15 protein-coding genes and 4 tRNA genes are annotated in these 19,596 nt (G+C 58.7%); 4 read left to right on the top strand and 15 right to left on the bottom strand.

Annotated features, from left to right (window positions below; all coding sequences use genetic code 11):
• Positions 1–190: 190 nt before the first annotated feature.
• Positions 191–988, bottom strand: a complete 798-nt coding sequence (locus FIV38_RS21250; RefSeq protein WP_092239024.1) for a DUF2242 domain-containing protein — start codon at positions 986–988, stop codon at positions 191–193.
• 44 nt (positions 989–1,032) lie between these two features.
• Positions 1,033–1,977, bottom strand: a complete 945-nt coding sequence (locus FIV38_RS21245) for a LysR family transcriptional regulator (RefSeq protein WP_092239022.1) — start codon at positions 1,975–1,977, stop codon at positions 1,033–1,035.
• Between the two features lie 127 nt (positions 1,978–2,104).
• On the opposite strand from FIV38_RS21245, the gene FIV38_RS21240 reads away from it, so the two are divergent.
• Entirely contained in the window at positions 2,105–3,289 is a 1,185-nt protein-coding gene (locus FIV38_RS21240; protein ID WP_092239020.1) for an MFS transporter, read from the top strand.
• Between the two features lie 177 nt (positions 3,290–3,466).
• Here the strand turns inward: FIV38_RS21240 and FIV38_RS21235 are convergent, their stop codons facing one another.
• The 10 genes from FIV38_RS21235 to FIV38_RS21190 form a co-directional block, all read right to left on the bottom strand.
• Entirely contained in the window at positions 3,467–5,338 is a 1,872-nt protein-coding gene (locus FIV38_RS21235; RefSeq protein ID WP_092239018.1) for a SurA N-terminal domain-containing protein, read from the bottom strand.
• A gap of 229 nt (positions 5,339–5,567) precedes the next feature.
• Positions 5,568–5,840, bottom strand: a complete 273-nt coding sequence (locus FIV38_RS21230; RefSeq protein WP_003174819.1) for an HU family DNA-binding protein — start codon at positions 5,838–5,840, stop codon at positions 5,568–5,570.
• A 148-nt stretch (positions 5,841–5,988) separates the two neighbouring features.
• Positions 5,989–8,385 carry an endopeptidase La gene (gene lon, locus FIV38_RS21225; protein WP_092239016.1) on the bottom strand — a complete coding sequence of 799 codons (2,397 nt, stop codon included), beginning with the start codon at positions 8,383–8,385 and terminating at the stop codon, positions 5,989–5,991.
• Positions 8,386–8,545: 160 nt separating this feature from the next.
• A complete protein-coding gene (clpX, locus tag FIV38_RS21220; RefSeq protein ID WP_029298419.1) occupies positions 8,546–9,829 on the bottom strand; it encodes an ATP-dependent Clp protease ATP-binding subunit ClpX in 1,284 nt (427 codons plus the stop codon).
• A 112-nt stretch (positions 9,830–9,941) separates the two neighbouring features.
• Positions 9,942–10,577 carry an ATP-dependent Clp endopeptidase proteolytic subunit ClpP gene (clpP, locus tag FIV38_RS21215; protein ID WP_029298421.1) on the bottom strand — a complete coding sequence of 212 codons (636 nt, stop codon included), beginning with the start codon at positions 10,575–10,577 and terminating at the stop codon, positions 9,942–9,944.
• A gap of 92 nt (positions 10,578–10,669) precedes the next feature.
• Positions 10,670–11,980, bottom strand: coding sequence for a trigger factor (tig, locus tag FIV38_RS21210; protein ID WP_029298423.1), 1,311 nt, complete (start codon positions 11,978–11,980; stop codon positions 10,670–10,672).
• Positions 11,981–12,382: 402 nt separating this feature from the next.
• Positions 12,383–12,458: transfer RNA gene (locus tag FIV38_RS21205), tRNA-His, on the bottom strand.
• A gap of 77 nt (positions 12,459–12,535) precedes the next feature.
• Positions 12,536–12,620: transfer RNA gene (locus tag FIV38_RS21200), tRNA-Leu, on the bottom strand.
• A gap of 59 nt (positions 12,621–12,679) precedes the next feature.
• Positions 12,680–12,755 (bottom strand) — tRNA-His (locus tag FIV38_RS21195).
• A 32-nt stretch (positions 12,756–12,787) separates the two neighbouring features.
• Positions 12,788–12,864, bottom strand: a tRNA-Arg gene (locus FIV38_RS21190).
• A gap of 280 nt (positions 12,865–13,144) precedes the next feature.
• Between FIV38_RS21190 and folD the strand changes: the two genes are divergently transcribed.
• Positions 13,145–13,999: a bifunctional methylenetetrahydrofolate dehydrogenase/methenyltetrahydrofolate cyclohydrolase FolD gene (folD, locus tag FIV38_RS21185; RefSeq protein ID WP_029298425.1), complete on the top strand. Its 855-nt coding sequence runs from the start codon at positions 13,145–13,147 to the stop codon at positions 13,997–13,999.
• 206 nt (positions 14,000–14,205) lie between these two features.
• Positions 14,206–15,129 (top strand): D-alanyl-D-alanine endopeptidase, encoded by a 924-nt coding sequence (gene pbpG, locus FIV38_RS21180; protein ID WP_092239014.1) that lies wholly within the window; start codon positions 14,206–14,208, stop codon positions 15,127–15,129.
• A gap of 46 nt (positions 15,130–15,175) precedes the next feature.
• Here pbpG and FIV38_RS21175 read toward each other — a convergent pair whose 3' ends face one another.
• Positions 15,176–15,862 carry a peptidase C39 family protein gene (locus tag FIV38_RS21175; RefSeq protein WP_092239391.1) on the bottom strand — a complete coding sequence of 229 codons (687 nt, stop codon included), beginning with the start codon at positions 15,860–15,862 and terminating at the stop codon, positions 15,176–15,178.
• A gap of 212 nt (positions 15,863–16,074) precedes the next feature.
• On the opposite strand from FIV38_RS21175, the gene FIV38_RS30010 reads away from it, so the two are divergent.
• Positions 16,075–16,236 (top strand): hypothetical protein, encoded by a 162-nt coding sequence (locus FIV38_RS30010; RefSeq protein WP_166647870.1) that lies wholly within the window; start codon positions 16,075–16,077, stop codon positions 16,234–16,236.
• Positions 16,237–16,272: 36 nt separating this feature from the next.
• Here FIV38_RS30010 and FIV38_RS21170 read toward each other — a convergent pair whose 3' ends face one another.
• Positions 16,273–17,553, bottom strand: coding sequence for a Zn-dependent hydrolase (locus tag FIV38_RS21170; protein WP_092239012.1), 1,281 nt, complete (start codon positions 17,551–17,553; stop codon positions 16,273–16,275).
• 155 nt (positions 17,554–17,708) lie between these two features.
• Positions 17,709–19,196 carry an NCS1 family nucleobase:cation symporter-1 gene (locus FIV38_RS21160; RefSeq protein WP_092239010.1) on the bottom strand — a complete coding sequence of 496 codons (1,488 nt, stop codon included), beginning with the start codon at positions 19,194–19,196 and terminating at the stop codon, positions 17,709–17,711.
• Positions 19,197–19,596 lie beyond the last annotated feature (400 nt).

The following is a 19,596-nucleotide window of genomic DNA, read 5'->3' as shown; positions in this document are numbered from 1 at the left end:
CAACAGCTCTTCTTGATAATCGTCCATCGTCGACTCCTTGTGTAATCAAAGCAGGTGGCTTAAGTGACCCGCATCACCAGCCTAAAGTGCCGTCGTGACGAAAAAAAGACAGGGTCATGACGTTCCTGAGCTTGAAGATTAAACGTAGCAGCCATCAATGGATTTAACGCCTCGAGCTAAACGACCTGGGTTATTGGCCGGTGGTCGGCAACGCTGGAATCACCTCTGTTGGCGCGGGCAGCACAGGCGTGGTCGGCGCTGGAGCTTCTTGCGGAGCGGGCTGTGGCGTAATCGGCACCGGCTCCACTGGTGGCGCAAGCGGTTCCGAGACCGCTGGCGCAACAGGCGTAGTCGGCACATCTTGCGGCGCGTCAACCTTGTCCACTGCAGGCGCGGGCTTGGGCTCCGGCACACCGAGGTCAGCCTTGGGCGCTTCTGGAATGTGCTCGGCGGCCTTCACTTCCTGGGGCAGGAACACATCCACCAAGGCAAAGTAGCGCTCATAGAACTTCGGCGAGCTGACCGTCTCGCTGGCCACCTTGACCATAGAGTCGTCGGTGGAGCCAATCGGCATCGATACCGAACCGAGCACACCCACCCCCAGGCTGGCGGAGTTGTTGACCTTCTTCAGCGCATAGCGATCCTGCAGGGCGTTGGCAAACATGGTCGCATGATGCTCGCCGCTGCCGTCTTCGGCACATACCACGTTGAAACTGATCTGCAGATGGGTCTCACCGGTCTGCTGGAAACTTTTGTTACCGCTCACCAGCTTCGGGTCGCTGCTGGTGATGATGTAGCCCTGGCTGAGCAACGCCCGGCGTGCCGCTTCGCAGGCCGCGACATCGCTGACCGGGTAGTTGCGCGAAAACGTACCGGAGTCGTCGAAGTTTTCATGTTCGTAGATAGCGGTCTTGGGCGACGAGCAGCCCGTGGCGCCTGCCAGCACCAGCGCGAGCGCAAGGCCACGCAAGTGAAATGAAGTCGACATTGATGATCCTGAGGAAAACGGTCAGGGCGGTATTGTGCAACAGATCACGGGGTGCGCGCGCGGATTCCTGTCGGTAAAACGCCAGCGACCGGCTCGACGTGCGATACGGGAAAAAGCCTGGCGCTCATATGGTCGATAAACACCCGCAGTTTGGCCGAAGCATGCCGGCTCGACGGCCAGAGCATCCAGAAACTGCCGCTGTGTTCCAGATGCTCGTCCAGCACCCGCAGCAAGCGGCCCTGCGTGACGGATTCGCGAACCATGAAGTCCGGCAGGCAGGCGATCCCCAGGCCTTCATGCACCACATGGTTGAGGGACTCGATAGTGGTACTGACCAAGGGAGTGCGCAACACCGGTTCGGGTTCACCCGGTAGATAACGCAGTGGCCAGGCTTCCAGCTTACCGGTGGCGCAGAACTTGTGGCGCAGGCAGGCGTGGTGGTTCAGATCCGCAGGACAAACCGGCGTGCCGTGCAGGGCGAAGTACTGCGGCGAACCCACCAGCACCAACCGATAATGCCCCAGCAACCGGGCCGTGAGCCGCGAATCCTCGGGCTTGCCGGTGCGCACCACGGCATCGAAGCCTTCCTCGATCACGTCCACCATGCGGTCAGAGAAGTCCACATCCAGCTCAATCTCTGGATAGGCCCGCATGAACTCGCTCAGCACAGGCATCAACAGGCCTCGGACTTGCGGCAAGCTGACGCGCAATTTTCCACGCGGTGTGGCCGCCGCCTCCGTCAACTCCTGCTCCGCCGCTTCAACTTCGGCCAGGATGCGCCGCGAACGCTCGAGAAACAGCGCGCCTTCGGCCGTCAGCGTAATACTGCGGGTGCTGCGGTGAAACAGCCGTACACCCAGGCGCTGCTCCATGCGCGCGATGGTTTTGCCCACGGCCGAGGAAGACACCCCCAGTACGCGACCAGCCTGAGTAAAGCTGCGGGTTTCCGCGACCTGCACAAACACCGAAATACTGCCCAGGCTGTCCATTATCCCTTCCCGCTGATTACGGACATGAACGTCCGATAAGTTCGGAACCTTAGCCTATTTTTCCGAGGGGTTCAGCCCCCTACTCTGCCCCCGATGTCCTGATGCCTTGAATACGGAGCCGAGCCACATGAATGACTGCAGTACACCGCAATACCTGCCCAGCCGACGCGAACGACTACCCCTGGCGGGCTTGCTCGCGCTGGCGACCGCCGGTTTCATCACCATCCTCACCGAGGCGATGCCTGCCGGCCTGCTGCCACAGATGAGCGCCGACCTGGGCGTCAGCGAGGCGCTGGTCGGTCAGTTGGTCACGGTATACGCCCTTGGCTCGTTGCTGGCGGCCATTCCCCTGACCATCGCCACCCGTGGCTGGCGCCGCCGCCCCTTGCTGCTGATAGCGATCGGCGGTTTTGCGCTGGTCAACAGTGTCACGGCGCTATCAGACCTGTATTGGCTGACCCTGGTCGCGCGGCTGCTGGCTGGCATCTTCGCCGGCTTGCTCTGGGCACTGCTGGCCGGATATGCCAGCCGCATGGTCGCGCCGCACCTGCAAGGCCGGGCGATTGCCGTGGCAATGCTGGGCGCGCCGCTGGCGCTGTCCCTTGGCGTACCTGCCGGGACATTTCTGGGCACGGCGGTAGGCTGGCGGTTGAGCTTTGCAATCATGACCGCACTGACCGTACTGCTACTGGTGTGGGTGCGCTGGCAGGTGCCGGACTTTGCCGGACAAAGGGCGCAACAGCGCCTGGGCTTGCGTCAGGTCCTGCACTTGCGTGGGGTGCGTCCGACGTTGTGGGTGACGTTTACCTATGTGCTGGCACATAACATTCTGTACACCTATATCTCGCCGTTTCTGCTGCCTGCCGGGCTTGCCGCTGACATTGACCAGGTGTTGCTGGTATTTGGCCTGGCTGCGCTGATGGGTATCTGGATCGTCGGCCTGTTGATTGACCGCCTGCTGCCGGCCTTGCTGGTGATCAGTTGCGCGCTGTTTGCGGCTGCGGCGTTGGCCTTGGGCCTCTGGACCGCGTCTACCGAAGTCATCTACCTGTCAGTGGCCATCTGGGGCCTGGCATTTGGCGGCTTGCCTGCCTTGCTGCAAACCGCACTGGCCAAGTCGGCAGGTGACTCGGCGGACGCTGCACAGTCGATGCTGGTAACGGTGTGGAACCTGGGGATTGCCGGCGGAGGGCTGCTAGGCGGCGTACTGCTTCAGGGATGGGGCGTGATGTCGTTTCCCTGGGTGGTCGCGGGCTTGGCCATGTTGGCATTGATCGCAACCTTACAGACCCGAAGCGCCCAGCTTATGTAGGAGCGAGCTTGCTCGCGAAAGACGTTAACGATAAAGGGGGCTTGCTGGGTATGCGCGGCGCTCTCAGGTTCTTCGCGAGCAAGCTCGCTCCTACATCAGCTTGGCGGGGCTGATGAGCAGGCAAAAAAAGACCCCGGCTTTCAGGCCGGGGTCTTTTTTTGAAGCGGTATCACACCATCAGAAACGCTTGATGTCAGCCTTGGCTTCCAGTTCCTTGCGGAACGCAGCGAAGTCCTGCTGACCAACCCGCGAAGCGAGGAAGCGACGGTATTGCTCCTTCTCTTCATCGGTCGGCGCAGCCCCTTCGTTGACGCTGTTCAAGCGCACGATCATCAAGCTGCCATCTGGCAGGGTCACGTCGGCAAAGGTCGGCTTGTCTTTCGCCGCGGGCTTGGGCATGCGGAACAGTGCCTGCAACACAGCCGGCTCAACGCCGTCCTGACCGCGGGTAGCGGCTTCGGTGACTTTCCAGGCCTGGCCATCAACCGCCTGGTCCAACGCCAGCTTGCCATCGCGCAGGTTGGCGATCAGCTCATCGGCATGGGTCTTGGCCGCAGCGCTTGCGCGCTCCTTGGTCAGTTGGGCACGGATGGCAGTCGCCACGCTTTCCAGCGGCAGTTGCTCCGGCTTGCGGTGCTCCTTGGCGCGCAGGACGACGATGGTTTCCGGATCCAGCTCGATGGCGGTGCTGTTGGCACCCTCATCCAGCACTTCAGGGCTGAAAGCGGCCTGGATCACAGCACGGTTGGCCGCGATGCCTTCGCCACCTTCACGGCCAAACGGCGCGGAGGTGTGTACGGTCAGCTTCAGGTCCGACGCCGGCTGGGCCAGGTCGGAGGCTTCGAAAGCCGCATCTTCCAATTGCTTGGTCGCCTCGACAAAACGCTGCTCCACTTGCTGGGTCTTCAGCTCACGGGTCAGCTTGTCTTTCAGGCTGGCGAACGAAGGCACTTCTGGCGCTTCAACACCCAGCAGCTTGATCAGGTGCCAGCCGAAGCTGGAACGTACCGGTGCCGAGACCTGGTCCTTGTTCAAGGCATACAGGGTGCTTTCAAACTCAGGATCGTAGACGCCAGGGCCCGCGAAACCCAGATCGCCGCCATTGTTGGCCGAACCTGGATCCTGGGAGAACTCCTTGGCCAGGGCCTCGAAGCTCTCGCCCTTGGCCAGACGCGCCTGGACTTCTTCGATCTTGGCCTTGGCTTGCGCCTCGGTGACCTTGTCGTTGACTTCGATCAGGATGTGCGCGGCACGACGCTGTTCAGCGAGGTTGGCGGTTTCTTTCTCGTACAGGGCCTGCAGTTCATCGTCCTTGACCGTTACCTGGTCAAAGAACGAAGCCTTCTTCAGCTCCAGGTAGTCGATGACGACCTGGTCCGGGGTCATGAACTCCTTGGCGTGCTGGTCGTAGTAAGCCTTGACCTCGTCGTCAGTGAGCTTCACGGCAGCCGGGTCGGCGTTGATACTAACGGTGGCGAAATCACGGGTCTGTTTTTCCAGACGCGCGAAGTTCAGCACTTCCTGGTCGGTAACAAAACCGCTGCCGGCAATGCCTGCGCGCAGTTGGCCGATCAGCATTTCCTGGGTCAGCATCTGACGGAATTGCATACGGCTGTAGCCCAGCTGACGGATCACCTGGTCGAAGCGTTCAGCGCTGAACTTGCCGTCTTCCTGGAACTCCGGGGTCTGCAGGATCACTTGGTCCAGTGCAGCTTCCGAGAAGGAGAACTTCGAATCGGCCGCGCCTTGCAGCAGCAGCTTGCGGTCGATCAGGCCCTTGAGGGCCGCTTCGCGCAGCATTTTTTCATCCAGCAAGGACGCGTCGAAGTCCTTGCCCAGTTGTTGCATCAGCTGCCGACGTTGCATGTCGACGGCCTGGCTCAGCTCGTTTTGACTGATTTCTTCACCATTGACCTTGGCCGCGTCCTGGCTGTTGGTCGTAGCCTGGAAAATGGCCTCGATACCGGTGAAGGCCATCAATACAACGATGAGCCCGATAATGGTCTTGGCAATCCAGCCTTGTGAATTGTCCCTGATATTCTGCAGCATGCGTCCCCCAGAAACGGTTGAACTTCAAAATTAGGCAACCGTGGAGCGTGGGTAGAATCCGGATAGAAGAAAGGCGCATCCGAGGATGCGCCTTCTCGTAACTGGCGGAACGGACGGGTATTGAACCCGCCCCCCGGCTTAGCGACCCAATGGATATTCAGGTCTGTTGCCGCTCCGCTGCCAGACCAGACCTGCGTCCAGCCCGGATAGGCAAAGGCTTGAGCGAAGCTTAGTTGACGGCTTCTTTCAGGGCTTTACCGGCTTTGAAACCGGGTTTCTTGGCAGCAGCGATTTGCAGTGCTTTGCCAGTCTGTGGGTTACGGCCAGTGCGAGCTGGACGATCGGTCACAGAGAAAGTACCGAAACCTACCAGTACCACGGAGTCGCCGGCCTTGAGAGCGCCAGTGACGGATTCGATTACTGCGTCCAGCGCACGGCCAGCAGCAGCTTTCGGGATATCAGCAGATGCAGCGATAGCATCAATCAGTTCCGACTTGTTCACTCTAAGTCCCCTTATATCTATTGAGTATGATTCTAAGTTTTTTGGTGAAAGCAAAAACCAGTGCTGAATGGCCTACAGGCACTTATAAGAGCCGCTTTATAACAAGGGCTCTAAAAAGCTGTCAAGGAAGCCACCAGGCTTAAACGTATTAATGCGTGCTAATTCTTTCCTTAGAGTCAGTCTCGCGTTTTTCGTCCTTCGCGACTATCTCGGGAGCCACATCCGGCAAGGGCTCCGGCGCGTATTGCAGCGCAATTTGCAGGACCTCGTCAATCCATTTAACCGGTTTAATCTGCAGATCCTGCTTAATATTGTCAGGAATTTCCTTCAAGTCGCGAACATTCTCTTCCGGAATGATCACCGTCTTGATACCACCACGGTGTGCAGCCAGCAGTTTTTCCTTCAGGCCGCCAATGGCCAATACTTGGCCGCGCAGGGTAATTTCCCCGGTCATGGCCACATCGGCACGCACCGGGATGCCGGTCAGGGCTGATACCAGGGCCGTGCACATGCCTACGCCAGCGCTGGGGCCGTCTTTGGGGGTGGCCCCTTCCGGCATGTGGATGTGGGTGTCGTGCTTCTCGTGGAAGTCCAGGGGGATCCCCAGGCTCCGCGCGCGACTGCGCACCACGGTCTGCGCGGCGGTGATGGATTCGACCATCACGTCACCCAAAGAACCGGTCTTGATCAGTTGCCCCTTGCCCGGGATCACCGCAGCTTCGATAGTCAGCAACTCGCCGCCGACCTGAGTCCACGCCAGGCCAGTCACCTGCCCTACCTGGTCCTGCTGCTCGGCCAGGCCGTAACGGAATTTACGCACGCCCAGGAAGTGCTCCAGGGCATCGGCCGTGACTTTCACGGAGAAGCGTTTTTCCAGGGCATGTTCCTTGACCGCCTTGCGGCAGATCTTCGCCAACTGGCGCTCCAGGCCCCGTACACCAGCCTCGCGGGTGTAGTAACGAATGATGTCGCGGATCGACTCGACGTCGAATTCGATCTCGCCCTTTTTCAGGCCGTTGGCCGAAATCTGCTTGGGCGCGAGGTACTTGACGGCGATATTGATCTTCTCGTCTTCGGTGTAACCCGGCAGACGAATCACCTCCATCCGGTCCAGCAGGGCTGGAGGGATATTCATGGAGTTGGAGGTGCACAGGAACATTACGTCGGACAGGTCGTAGTCGACTTCCAGGTAATGGTCGTTGAAATTGTGGTTTTGCTCGGGGTCGAGCACTTCCAGCAAAGCCGACGCCGGATCGCCACGCATATCGCTGCCCATTTTGTCGATTTCATCGAGCAGGAACAGCGGGTTGCGCACCCCAACCTTTGTCATTTTTTGAATCAATCTTCCCGGCATCGAACCGATGTAAGTCCGGCGATGACCGCGGATTTCCGCTTCATCACGCACACCACCAAGGGCCATGCGCACGAATTTACGGTTTGTGGCATTGGCGATCGACTCAGCCAGCGAGGTTTTACCCACGCCAGGAGGACCTACCAGGCACAACACCGGGCCACGAATTTTCTTCACGCGCTTCTGCACGGCGAGGTATTCGAGGATGCGTTCCTTGACCTCCTCCAGGCCGTAGTGATCGGCGTCGAGGATATCTTCGGCACGCGCCAGGTCCAGGCGCACCTTGGTCTGGGCTTTCCACGGCACCTGCACCAGCCAGTCGATGTAGGAACGAACCACGGTGGCTTCGGCCGACATTGGCGACATTTGCTTGAGCTTGTTCAGCTCGGCGGTGGCTTTGGTCAACGCGTCTTTTGGCAGGCCGGCGGCATCGATGCGCTTTTTCAGCTCTTCGATTTCGTTATGGCCTTCTTCGCTGTCGCCGAGTTCTTTCTGAATGGCCTTCATCTGCTCATTCAGGTAGTACTCGCGCTGACTGCGCTCCATCTGCTTTTTGACGCGACCGCGAATGCGCTTCTCGACCTGCAACAGATCGATCTCGGCATCCAGCAACGCCAGGACGTGCTCGACCCGGGTAGACAGGTCAATAATTTCGAGGATGTCCTGCTTCTGCTCGATCTTCAGCGCCATGTGCGCGGCCATGGTGTCGACCAGGCGGCTTGGCTCATCAATGCTGTTGAGGGAGGACAGGACTTCTGCGGGGACTTTCTTGCCCAGTTGCACGTATTGCTCGAACTGGGACAGCAGGCTACGCACAAAGACTTCGGATTCGCGCTCAGGCGCTTCGACTTCGTCGATCAACGCCACTTCTGCACGCAGGTGGCCATCCACCTCCATGAAGCGCTCGACCGCACCGCGCTGCTCACCTTCGACCAACACCTTGACGGTGCCATCCGGCAGCTTGAGCAATTGCAGAACAGTGGCAATGGTGCCGACGCGATACAGGGCTTCTTCGCCTGGATCGTCATCAGCCGGATTTCTCTGGGCCAACAGCAGGATCTGCTTGTCGCCCGTCATCGCGGCCTCGAGGGCTTCGATAGACTTCTCGCGCCCCACGAACAGCGGGATAACCATGTGCGGATACACAACCACATCACGCAATGGCAGGAGAGGCAATTCAATGGTTGTCTTCATGATTTCGCCTCTATGACAGATGAAAGTAAGCTTGAAACCAAGATGGGGGCTGCGTGTAAAAAAAACAAGCTCAATGCTGGCAGTTACACACAGTAAAAATTCTTATGAAAAACAAAGGGGCCCCTAGAGGCCCCTTGTTTGTACCGAAACTGCGAAACGCTTACGCGTCTGGCGCAGCCTTGGCAGCCGGCTCACTGTTTTCGTAGATATACAGTGGCTTGGACTTACCTTCTATAACGCTTTCGTCGATCACCACTTTACTCACCTCGGACTGCGAGGGGATTTCGTACATGGTGTCGAGCAACACGCCTTCAAGGATCGAACGCAGACCGCGTGCGCCAGTCTTGCGCTCCAGTGCCCGCTTGGCCACCGATTTAAGCGCGTCGGCACGGAACTCGAGGTCTACACCTTCCATTTCGAAGAGCTTGGCGTATTGCTTGGTCAGGGCGTTCTTCGGCTCGGTGAGGATCTGAATCAGAGCAGCCTCATCCAACTCGTCCAACGTGGCCAGGACCGGCAGACGACCAACGAATTCCGGGATCAGACCGAACTTGACCAGATCGTCAGGCTCGACTTCACGCAGGGACTCGCCCACCTTCTTGCCTTCTTCCTTGCTGCGCACTTCTGCACTGAAACCGATGCCGCCACGGGTGGAACGGTTTTGAATAACCTTTTCCAGGCCGGAGAACGCACCGCCACAGATAAACAGGATGTTACGCGTATCAACCTGCAGGAATTCCTGCTGCGGATGCTTGCGACCACCTTGGGGCGGTACGGAGGCGACCGTGCCTTCAATCAGCTTCAGCAGGGCTTGCTGCACGCCTTCACCGGAAACGTCCCGGGTGATCGACGGGTTGTCGGACTTGCGCGAAATCTTGTCGATTTCATCGATATAGACAATACCCATCTGGGCCTTCTCTACGTCGTAGTCGCACTTCTGCAGCAGTTTCTGAATGATGTTCTCGACATCTTCACCCACGTAGCCAGCCTCGGTGAGGGTGGTGGCGTCGGCGATGGTGAACGGAACGTTCAGCAGGCGAGCGAGGGTTTCTGCAAGCAGGGTTTTACCCGAGCCTGTAGGACCGATCAGCAAGATGTTGCTCTTGCCGAGTTCGACCTCGTCACCTTTCTTGTCACGCTGGTTCAAGCGCTTGTAGTGGTTGTACACCGCTACGGCCAGAACCTTCTTTGCACGCTCTTGACCAATCACGTACTGGTCAAGGATGCCGCTGATTTCTTTAGGCGAAGGCAATTTATGCGCGCTGCTTTCGGCCTGTGCTTCCTGCACCTCCTCACGGATGATGTCATTGCACAGGTCGACGCACTCGTCGCAGATAAAGACCGAGGGGCCGGCAATCAATTTGCGCACTTCATGCTGGCTTTTGCCACAGAAGGAGCAATAGAGCAGCTTGCCGTTGTCCTCGCCGTTGCGGGTGTCAGTCATTCGTTCGATCCAAATCCGATAGGCTTGCAACACAAGATGAAGGCTTATGCGGGCTTTTTCAAGCCCGCCAGTGGTCGGACATGCCGACCAGCCCTATTTTGAGCGGCTTATATTAAGCGGGGCGCTTGTCGATCACGGCGTCGATCAGCCCGTATTCACGCGCGGCCTCGGCACTCATGAAGTTGTCGCGGTTGGTATCACGCTCGATTTCTTCCAGGGTGTGCCCGCTGTGCTTGGCCATCAGCGTGTTGAGACGCTCACGGATAAACAGGATTTCCTTGGCGTGGATTTCGATGTCCGACGCCTGGCCCTGGAAACCGCCCAATGGCTGGTGAATCATCACACGCGAGTTAGGCAGGCAGAAACGCTTGCCTTCGGCACCCGCTGTCAGCAGGAATGCACCCATGCTGCAGGCCTGGCCGATGCAAGTGGTGGATACGTTCGGCTTGATGAACTGCATGGTGTCGTAGATCGACATGCCCGCTGTCACCGAACCGCCTGGGGAGTTGATGTAGAGATGGATGTCCTTGTCCGGGTTTTCCGCTTCAAGGAACAGCAGTTGCGCACAGATCAGGTTGGCCATGTAGTCCTCTACCGGACCAACCAGAAAGATCACTCGCTCCTTGAGCAGGCGCGAGTAGATGTCATAGGCGCGTTCGCCACGAGCAGATTGCTCGACAACCATCGGGACCAGGCCGCCTGCGGCCTGGATATCAGAGTTCTGCTGAATATACGAATTACGGAACATGCTCTGCAGTTACTCCCAAATAGTCATGTCTTGAATACGCATAAGCCAGCGCGAGGCTGGCTTATGGGTGTATTTTCAAACGAGTTGGACAATCAGTCGGCTTGTGCTGCTTCAGCCGGCTTGACTGCTTCTTCGTAAGAGACCGCTTTGTCGGTCACCTTAGCCTTCTGCAGAACAGTATCCACAACTTGTTCTTCCAGCACAACCGAACGGACTTCGTTCAGTTGCTGGTCATTCTTGTAGTACCAAGCCACGACCTGCTCAGGCTCCTGGTAGGCCGAAGCCATTTCCTGGATCATTTCGCGAACGCGGTCTTCGTCAGGCTTGAGGTCGAATTGCTTGACCACTTCAGCCACGATCAGGCCCAGCACGACGCGGCGCTTGGCTTGCTCTTCGAACAGCTCGGCCGGCAGTTGGTCAGGCTTGATGTTGCCACCAAACTGCTGAACAGCTTGTACGCGCAGGCGATCCACTTCGTTGGACAGCAGAGCCTTAGGCACTTCGATCGGGTTGGCAGCCAGCAGACCGTCCATGACCTGGTTCTTGACCTTGGACTTGATGGCCTGGCGCAGCTCACGCTCCATGTTCTTGCGAACTTCGGCGCGGAAACCTTCGATACCGGTTTCCTTGATACCGAACTGGGCGAAGAACTCTTCGTTCAGCTCTGGCAGCTTAGGCTCGGAAACGCTGTTGACCGTCACGGTGAACTCGGCGGCTTTGCCAGCCAGGTCCAGGTTCTGGTAGTCAGCAGGGAAAGTCAGGTTCAGAACGCGCTCTTCGCCAGCTTTAGCGCCAACCAGGCCGTCTTCGAAGCCAGGGATCATGCGGTTGGAACCCAGAACCAGCTGGGTACCCTTGGCCGAGCCACCAGCGAAGACTTCGCCGTCAACCTTGCCCACGAAATCGATGTTCAACTGGTCTTCGTTCTGGGCAGCGCGATCGGCCACTTCAAAACGAGTGTTCTGCTTGCGCAGGATTTCCAGCATGTTGTCCAGGTCGGCATCAGCCACTTCGGCGCTCAGGCGCTCGATTTCGATACCTTCGAAACCAGCGACGGTGAACTCTGGGAACACTTCGAATACGGCAACGTATTCCAGGTCCTTGCCAGCTTCCAGGGACTTAGGCTCGATGGAAGGCGAACCAGCCGGGTTCAGCTTTTGCTCGACAACAGCTTCGTAGAAGGAAGCCTGGATCACGTCGCCTACGGCATCTTGACGCGCATCAGCACCAAAACGGCGCTTGATTTCGCTCATTGGCACTTTGCCTGGACGGAAACCAGCGATCTTGGCCTTCTGGGCAGTCTGCTGCAGACGCTTGTTGACCGCAGTCTCGATGCGCTCTGCCGGCACGGTGATGCTCATGCGGCGCTCGATAGCAGTAGTATTTTCAACAGAAACTTGCATGGATATTCCTCGTTGCACAGACGTTAGCCGGCCGTTTCCGACCCAAGAATCAAGGGCATGCATTCTAGTGGGTCAAACTCAAGAAGTCACCCTACTGAAAACGGGTAAAAAAACAGCAGGCATTTTACAGGTACGAATGCACGAATGCTCCTCGCCCCAGTGACAAATACAGCCAATCACGCCAGGGCTCTGTGCCAACCCTTCTATATATAGAAGAAGTCACCAACCATCTCCCTGGCTGCCGACCTTGCACACAAGGCCGACGGGTAGTACGGCATCATCGAGAAACAAAAATACGACGAAACGCCCCACCCCTGCGACCCAAAACCTGCAGTCGCCGAATACGCAAACCGCTAAAACAAAAAAGGCGCCAGACTGTTAAATCTGGCGCCTTTCGGAATATGGGGTGGACGAAGGGGATCGAACCCTCGACAACGGGAGTCACAATCCCGTGCTCTACCAACTGAGCTACGCCCACCATATTGCGTGACAAAGAAGCCAATTGTCTTCTCTGTTAAGCACCAACCTGGCCCATGGCAAGGGTGACGCTGTATTTGGTGCGGATGAAGAGACTCGAACTCTTACGCCTCGCGGCGCTGGAACCTAAATCCAGTGTGTCTACCAATTCCACCACATCCGCGGCTTGAAGCTTTTTAAAACAAAGGCGCCAGACCGTTAAATCTGGCGCCTTTTCAAATATGGGGTGGACGAAGGGGATCGAACCCTCGACAACGGGAGTCACAATCCCGTGCTCTACCAACTGAGCTACGCCCACCATCTTGCGCTACTTGTGCCAAAGCTGCCTAATGGCGCACCCGGCAGGACTCGAACCTGCGACCATCCGCTTAGAAGGCGGATGCTCTATCCAGCTGAGCTACGGGCGCCTGATTAATCTGTACTCTTGGAGGACTACAAACTAAATGCTTCCAGCCTTACACAATAAAACGACTATTGCGCTCGACCTTCTTAACCAGTGCTAGGCTGTGCCCGACAAGTGCGACGAATAGTATAGACGCCCCCAGGGGCCGTCAAATCTTTTTTGAAAAAAATTCATTTTATTTAAGGGGTTAGGGGAATTTGCAGACCAAGCGCCTTTGCCCTCACGTCCTGGCGTGCGAGAATGCTCGCACTTTTCCTCCCCCTCTCGATGGTTAATCACGCGTAATGACTGCACAACTTATCGACGGCAAATCAATCGCCGCCAGCCTGCGCCAGCAGATCGCCAAACGTGTCGCCGAGCGTCGCAAGCTTGGCCTGCGCACGCCGGGGCTCGCGGTGATCCTGGTCGGCAGCGATCCTGCCTCCCAGGTTTATGTCTCGCACAAGCGTAAAGACTGTGAAGAGGTCGGCTTTATTTCCAAGGCCTACGACTTGCCTTCCGATACCACCCAACAGGCCCTCACCGACCTGATCGATGGCCTCAACGACGACCCGAACATCGACGGCATCCTCTTGCAATTGCCGCTGCCGGAGCATCTGGACGCCTCGCTGTTGCTGGAGCGCATCCGCCCCGACAAGGACGTCGATGGCTTCCACCCTTATAACGTTGGCCGCCTGGCCCAGCGCATCCCCCTGCTGCGCCCCTGCACGCCAAAGGGCATCATGACCCTGCTGGAAAGCACCGGCGTCGACCTTTATGGCCTCGATGCAGTGGTCGTGGGTGCGTCCAACATTGTCGGGCGCCCAATGGCCATGGAATTGCTGCTGGCCGGCTGCACCGTGACCGTCACCCACCGCTTCACCAAGGACCTGGCAGGCCACGTCGGTCGTGCCGACCTGGTCGTGGTCGCCGCGGGCAAGCCGGGCCTGGTCAAGGGCGAGTGGATCAAGGAAGGCGCCATCGTGATTGACGTCGGTATCAACCGCCAGGACGACGGCAAACTGGTGGGCGACGTGGTGTATGAAACGGCCCTGCCCCGTGCCGGCTGGATTACCCCGGTGCCAGGTGGTGTTGGCCCGATGACTCGTGCCTGCCTGCTGGAAAACACCCTGTACGCAGCCGAAACCCTGCACAGCTAATAACCCGCCGCACTAAAAAAGCCCTGCCTTATGGCGGGGCTTTTTATTGCCCGAAAAAAATCGGTTTTTTCTTTGTTTTTAAGAGCTTTCGTCTGGTTTCAGAAGAACATTCGACAGTTTCTGGCCCATACTAATAATATGTAACGTCTTTTTTCATATAGCCGGCCACACCCGGTATTTTTCTACCTTTTAGCGAGTTCATCCGCGTGAATATTCGTCTTTCTCTTGTCAGCCTGTTCTTCGCACTCGCAGGCACTGTCGCCAACGCCAGTGAAACCACCCTGGCCCCTCGAGACACCTCGCAGCTGCACATCGCCTCGGGCAGCGCGATGCTGGTGGACTTGCAGACCAACAAGGTGATCTACGCCAGCAACCCCGACGTAGTAGTACCGATCGCGTCCGTCACCAAATTGATGACGGGCATGGTGGTGCTGGACGCCAAGCAGAATATGGACGAGTACATCTCCATCAACATCAGCGACACCCCGGAAATGAAAGGCGTGTTCTCACGGGTCAAGCTCAACAGCGAGATGCCGCGCAAGGAGATGTTGCTGATCACCCTGATGTCCTCGGAAAACCGTGCTGCCGCCAGCCTGGCCCACCACTATCCGGGTGGCTATGCGGCGTTTATTGCCGCGATGAACGCCAAGGCCAAGGCCCTGGGCATGAACAGCACCCGTTACGTCGAGCCCACCGGCCTGTCGATCCATAACGTGTCCACCGCCCGCGACTTGAGCAAGCTGGTGCAGGCCGCGCATAAATACCCGCTGCTCACGCAATTGAGCACCACCAAGGAAAAAACCGTGTCGTTCCGCAAGCCCAGTTACACCCTGGGCTTTTCCAACACCGATCACCTGGTCAACCGCGCCAACTGGGATATCAAGCTGACCAAGACCGGCTTCACCAACCAGGCCGGTCACTGCCTGGTGCTGGTGACGAGCATGGGCAACCGCCCCGTGTCGCTGGTGATCCTCGATGCCTTCGGCAAACTCACGCACTTTGCCGATGCCAGCCGTATTCGCAAGTGGGTCGAAACCGGCAAGAGTGGCTCGGTGCCGGATGTAGCCCTGCAATACAAGGCCGACAAGAACCTCAAGGCCCGCCAGACCGGGGTTACCCAGTCCCATTGATACGACTGGCAGGCATAAAAAACGGCGCCCTCGGGCGCCGTTTGCTTTATGGCTGCTTCTGCCTTTGGGCCATGACCTTCAGGGCCTGGGCTGCCGCCTGCTCCTGGCCGGCCTGGGCGGTTGCGTTGGCGGCCTGCTGCCAGCGCGCCGCATCCAGATTGGCCGGCAACTGGCTCGGGCGCTGGACCAACACGGCCCACTGCCCGGCGCTTTTCCAGGCGGACTCGAAGTCGCTGAACGCCACTGGGCGTCGCCGGTCCCTTGCGACTCGCAGCAACACCGTACTGTTCTGCTGGTTAAAGCCCACCAGCACCGCATAACGCGGCTCGGCCCATAGCGTCGAGCCCTCGGTAATCCGCACCATCACCGGGTACCCCGCCGCCACCTGCGCCAACAGCGCCGTCAGCTTGGCATCCAGCGGGTACACCAGCATCCCGTACTCACGCGCCAGGACTTGCATGTTGCGCTCAAGGTCAGCTTCCCCACCCGGCAGGTGCAAGGGTTTATCCAGCAAGCCCGGTGTAATCACAATGCCTTGTTGCGACAGCATGCTGGCCAAGGCCGCCGGGCCACCCTGGTAGGTGTCACCACGAAACGCCGGCACACCGTTGAGCTCTACACGCTCGGGCAGGCCCTGGATTTTCGAGGGCGTGGGTTGCCCCGCACAGGCGGCCATCCCGAGGACGCAGGCAGCCAGCAGCAAGGTTTTTTTGAGATTCGACCGTAAACGCAACTTCTTCACTCTCTTGATCATCTGCGGGCTGGGGCGTTGATCATAGGGTGCTCTTGGACGCCGGTATAGCCTTGGACAGCAGTAAAAAGCCCGGGATAGAGCAAACAAGTTGGACGCACACGACCATTGGTCAATAGCACGCAACCGGGAGGCAGCTAGACTGTCCATTGCAAAGACAGTGTGTGCCCTGCACAGGGCAAAAGGAGGCACTCATGAGCCTGACAACGACGATTTTCCTGCTGGTACTTGGCTGGCTGGCCGTAGCCGGCGCCATGTTGTGGGGGGTGTTGCGCGTGACGCGCCGGCATCATCACCCGCAGCCAAAGACTGCTACACGGGCCAAAGCCCACAAGCCTGTCGCGCATCACGCCTGAGCACATGCAGGAGCCGGCTAACCGGCTCCCACCGTTTTACGCCACCTGCTTGCGGGCCACCGCAGCCGAGCCCGCCAGCATCGCCCGCAGCAACACCGCGCATCCTGCCGCCAGGTCATCGGGTGCCGCATTTTCGATTTCGTTATGGCTGATCCCGCCCTCACACGGCACGAATATCATCCCCGCCGGCCCCAACTCAGCGACGAAGATTGCGTCGTGCCCGGCGCCGCTGACGATATCCATATTCGACAGGCCCAGACCCGTGGCCGCCTCACGCACGGCATCGACACAGCCCTTGTCGAAATACAGCGGCGGAAAGTCTGCAGTAGGCACCATCTCGAAGGTCAGGCCGTGCTTGGCGCAGGTGTCGTCAATCACCTTGCGCACCTGGGCAATCATCGAGTCCAGGCGCGCCGGTTCCAGATGCCGGAAGTCCAGGGTCATGCGCACTTCGCCAGGGATCACATTGCGCGAGCCAGGGTAGGCCTGCAGGCAACCCACCGTGCCACAGGCATGGGGCTGATGGCCGAGGGCGGCAGCGTTGACTGCGGCAACCACCGCCGAGGCACCGACCAAGGCGTCCTTGCGCAGGTGCATCGGTGTCGGCCCGGCATGGGCCTCGACGCCGCGCAGGGTCAGGTCGAACCATTTCTGGCCGAGGGCCCCCAGCACCACGCCGATGGTCTTGCGTTCGTCTTCAAGGATCGGGCCTTGTTCGATATGGGCTTCGAAGTAAGCCCCCACCTTATGCCCGCTGACCGGCCGAGTGCCCGCATAGCCAATCGCATTTAACGCCTCGCCCACGCTGACGCCCTCGGCGTCGGTCTTGGCCAGGGTATCTGCCAGGCTGAATTTCTCGGCAAACACCCCGGAGCCCATCATGCATGGCGGGAAGCGCGAGCCTTCTTCGTTGGTCCACACCACCACCTCCAGCGGCGCCTCGGTTTCGATCTTGAGGTCGTTGAGTGTGCGCAACACCTCGACGCCCGCCAATACGCCGAAGCAGCCATCGAACTTGCCACCCGTCGGCTGGGTGTCGATATGGCTGCCCGTCATCACCGGCGGCAATGCCGGATTGCGCCCCGGGCGACGGGCAAAGATATTGCCCACCCCATCCACCGTCACGGTGCAACCCGCCGCCTCGCACCACTGCACAAACAGATCGCGAGCCTGGCGGTCGAGGTCGGTCAGGGCCAGGCGACACACACCGCCCTTGGGCGTGGCGCCAAGCTTTGCGAGGTCCATCAACGACTGCCACAGGCGGTCGCGGTTGATGTGCTGATGGGTGGATTGCAGAACGTCCAGGGCAGCGTTCATGGTGATCTCCTCAGGCAATATTTCTTATGATTGACGCGGTCCAACTGTGGGAGCGGGCTTGCTCGCGAAGGCGGTGTATCAGTCAATATATCCATCACTGACCCACCGCCTTCGCGAGCAAGCCCGCTCCCACAGTTGATTGCATTCCACATCGCTTACAGGGATGTCTTGGCAGCGACCGGGCTGGTTTTGCGCTTGCTGCACAGGCCGTAATACAACACCCCGCCCAGCGCCGATCCGGTGAACCAGCCATAGCTGTAGAACCAACTGAACGCATCGCTACCCAGCGACAACAGGGTCAGCACCACCGGCACGCCAAACGCGATAAATCCCGCCACATTCCACGCCGGATACACGTCATCGCGGTACAACCCCGCCAGGTTCAGTTGCTGGCGGCGGATCAGGAAATAATCCACCACCATGATCCCGGCAATCGGCCCCAACAGGCTCGAATAGCCGAGCAACCAGTTGGAATAGACCGTTTCCAGGCTGACATCGGAAACAATCAAGCCAAGCTTTTTCAGCAGTTCATGGGCCATCAGCGCCAGCCCCACCAAGCCAGTCAGAATCACCGCCGTGGTGCGGTTGATCAGCTTGGGCGCGATGTTCTGGAAGTCGTTGGTGGGCGAGACAATATTCGCCGCGGTGTTGGTCGACAGCGTGGCAATGATGATCAGCGCCATCGCCACCGCCACCCACACCGGGCTCTGGATATGCCCGATCAGGGTCACCGGGTCGGAGACGCTGACGCCTACCAGTTTCACCGACGCGGCGGTCATGATCACGCCCAGGGCTGCGAACAGGAACATGGTCAGCGGCAGGCCGAAAATCTGCCCCAGGATCTGGTCCTTCTGGCTTTTGGCATAGCGGCTGAAGTCGGGAATATTCAACGACAAGGTGGCCCAGAAACCGACCATCGCCGTCAGCCCGGCCATAAAGTAACCCGTCAGGTTCGCGCCTTCGGGACGCTTGGGCGGGATCGCCATCAATTCGCTGAGCGACACATTGGGCAACGCCCACACCAGCAAGCCGATGCCCACGGCCACCAGCAGCGGCGCCGACAGGGTTTCCAGCCATTTGATCGACTCGGCACCACGCAGCACCACCCAGAGGTTCAGCACCCAGAAGATCATGAAGCCGATCACCTCACCGGTGCCGCCCAGGCTCTTCCAGCCCTCGAAAATCGAGCCGAGGAACAAATGGATCGCCAGCCCGCCGAACATGGTCTGGATACCGAACCAGCCGCAGGCCACCAGGGCGCGGATCAGGCACGGCACATTGGAGCCCAGAATGCCGAAGGACGAGCGCAACAGCACCGGGAACGGAATGCCGTACTTGGTGCCGGGAAAGGCGTTAAGCGTCAGGGGGATGAGCACCACGATATTGGCCAGCAGGATCGCCATCAGCGCCTCGCCCACCGACAACCCGAAGTACGCGGTGAGCACCCCGCCCAGGGTGTAGGTCGGCACGCAGATCGACATGCCGACCCACAGCGCGGTGATGTGCCACTTGTTCCAGGTTCGCTCGTGCACCTTGGTCGGTGCCATATCGTGGTTGTAACGGGGGCTGTCGAGGACGTCGCTGCCGGCGTCGAGTTCATACAGGCCGTCGCGCTCTATGACTTGCGATCTGTTCTGTTGCATGGCCGCTCCACGGTTTTTTTTAAAATTATTGTTGCTCATCCAGCGCTTGACGCTGGATGGCCGTAGTCCCGCATGAACATGACATCACGGACCCGGCCAACCGGCAGCGCACTCAATTACCGTGCCGCACGCCGTCACCCCGTCCGTACCGCTTATATAACTAGCTGATGTTTATCAGCTTTATTTTTTCTACCGAAAAGTCCCACGGTACTTTCAACGCTACTCAGGCCAAATAACGCAGAAGTTGCCCGAACAATCAGGACTCAATCTGGTGCAACACAATTATTTTTATTACTGCCCGCCGTCAAGAGGCAACTCTCAAGCGTCTGATTTGCAATAGGAAATGTTGCTCATATTGGGAACCTGTCAAGTGCGTCAAAACGGTGAGAGGGTGCTACAT

Source organism: Pseudomonas proteolytica, assembly GCF_007858275.1.
Taxonomy (GTDB): Bacteria; Pseudomonadota; Gammaproteobacteria; order Pseudomonadales; family Pseudomonadaceae; genus Aquipseudomonas; species Aquipseudomonas proteolytica.
The sequence above is the reverse complement of the archived record's forward strand: the minus strand, read 5'-3'. Positions and strand labels throughout refer to the sequence as shown.

Coding starts and splice junctions, on each gene's coding strand:
- FIV38_RS21240 (WP_092239020.1), top strand. CDS start 2,105: ATGAATGACTGCAGTACACCGCAATACCTGCCCAGCCGACGCGAACGA.
- FIV38_RS21170 (WP_092239012.1), bottom strand. CDS start 17,553: ATGAACGCTGCCCTGGACGTTCTGCAATCCACCCATCAGCACATCAAC.
- tig (WP_029298423.1), bottom strand. CDS start 11,980: ATGCAAGTTTCTGTTGAAAATACTACTGCTATCGAGCGCCGCATGAGC.
- FIV38_RS21250 (WP_092239024.1), bottom strand. CDS start 988: ATGTCGACTTCATTTCACTTGCGTGGCCTTGCGCTCGCGCTGGTGCTG.
- FIV38_RS21235 (WP_092239018.1), bottom strand. CDS start 5,338: ATGCTGCAGAATATCAGGGACAATTCACAAGGCTGGATTGCCAAGACC.
- FIV38_RS21160 (WP_092239010.1), bottom strand. CDS start 19,196: ATGCAACAGAACAGATCGCAAGTCATAGAGCGCGACGGCCTGTATGAA.
- lon (WP_092239016.1), bottom strand. CDS start 8,385: ATGAAGACAACCATTGAATTGCCTCTCCTGCCATTGCGTGATGTGGTT.
- folD (WP_029298425.1), top strand. CDS start 13,145: ATGACTGCACAACTTATCGACGGCAAATCAATCGCCGCCAGCCTGCGC.
- FIV38_RS21245 (WP_092239022.1), bottom strand. CDS start 1,977: ATGGACAGCCTGGGCAGTATTTCGGTGTTTGTGCAGGTCGCGGAAACC.
- clpP (WP_029298421.1), bottom strand. CDS start 10,577: ATGTTCCGTAATTCGTATATTCAGCAGAACTCTGATATCCAGGCCGCA.
- FIV38_RS30010 (WP_166647870.1), top strand. CDS start 16,075: ATGAGCCTGACAACGACGATTTTCCTGCTGGTACTTGGCTGGCTGGCC.
- clpX (WP_029298419.1), bottom strand. CDS start 9,829: ATGACTGACACCCGCAACGGCGAGGACAACGGCAAGCTGCTCTATTGC.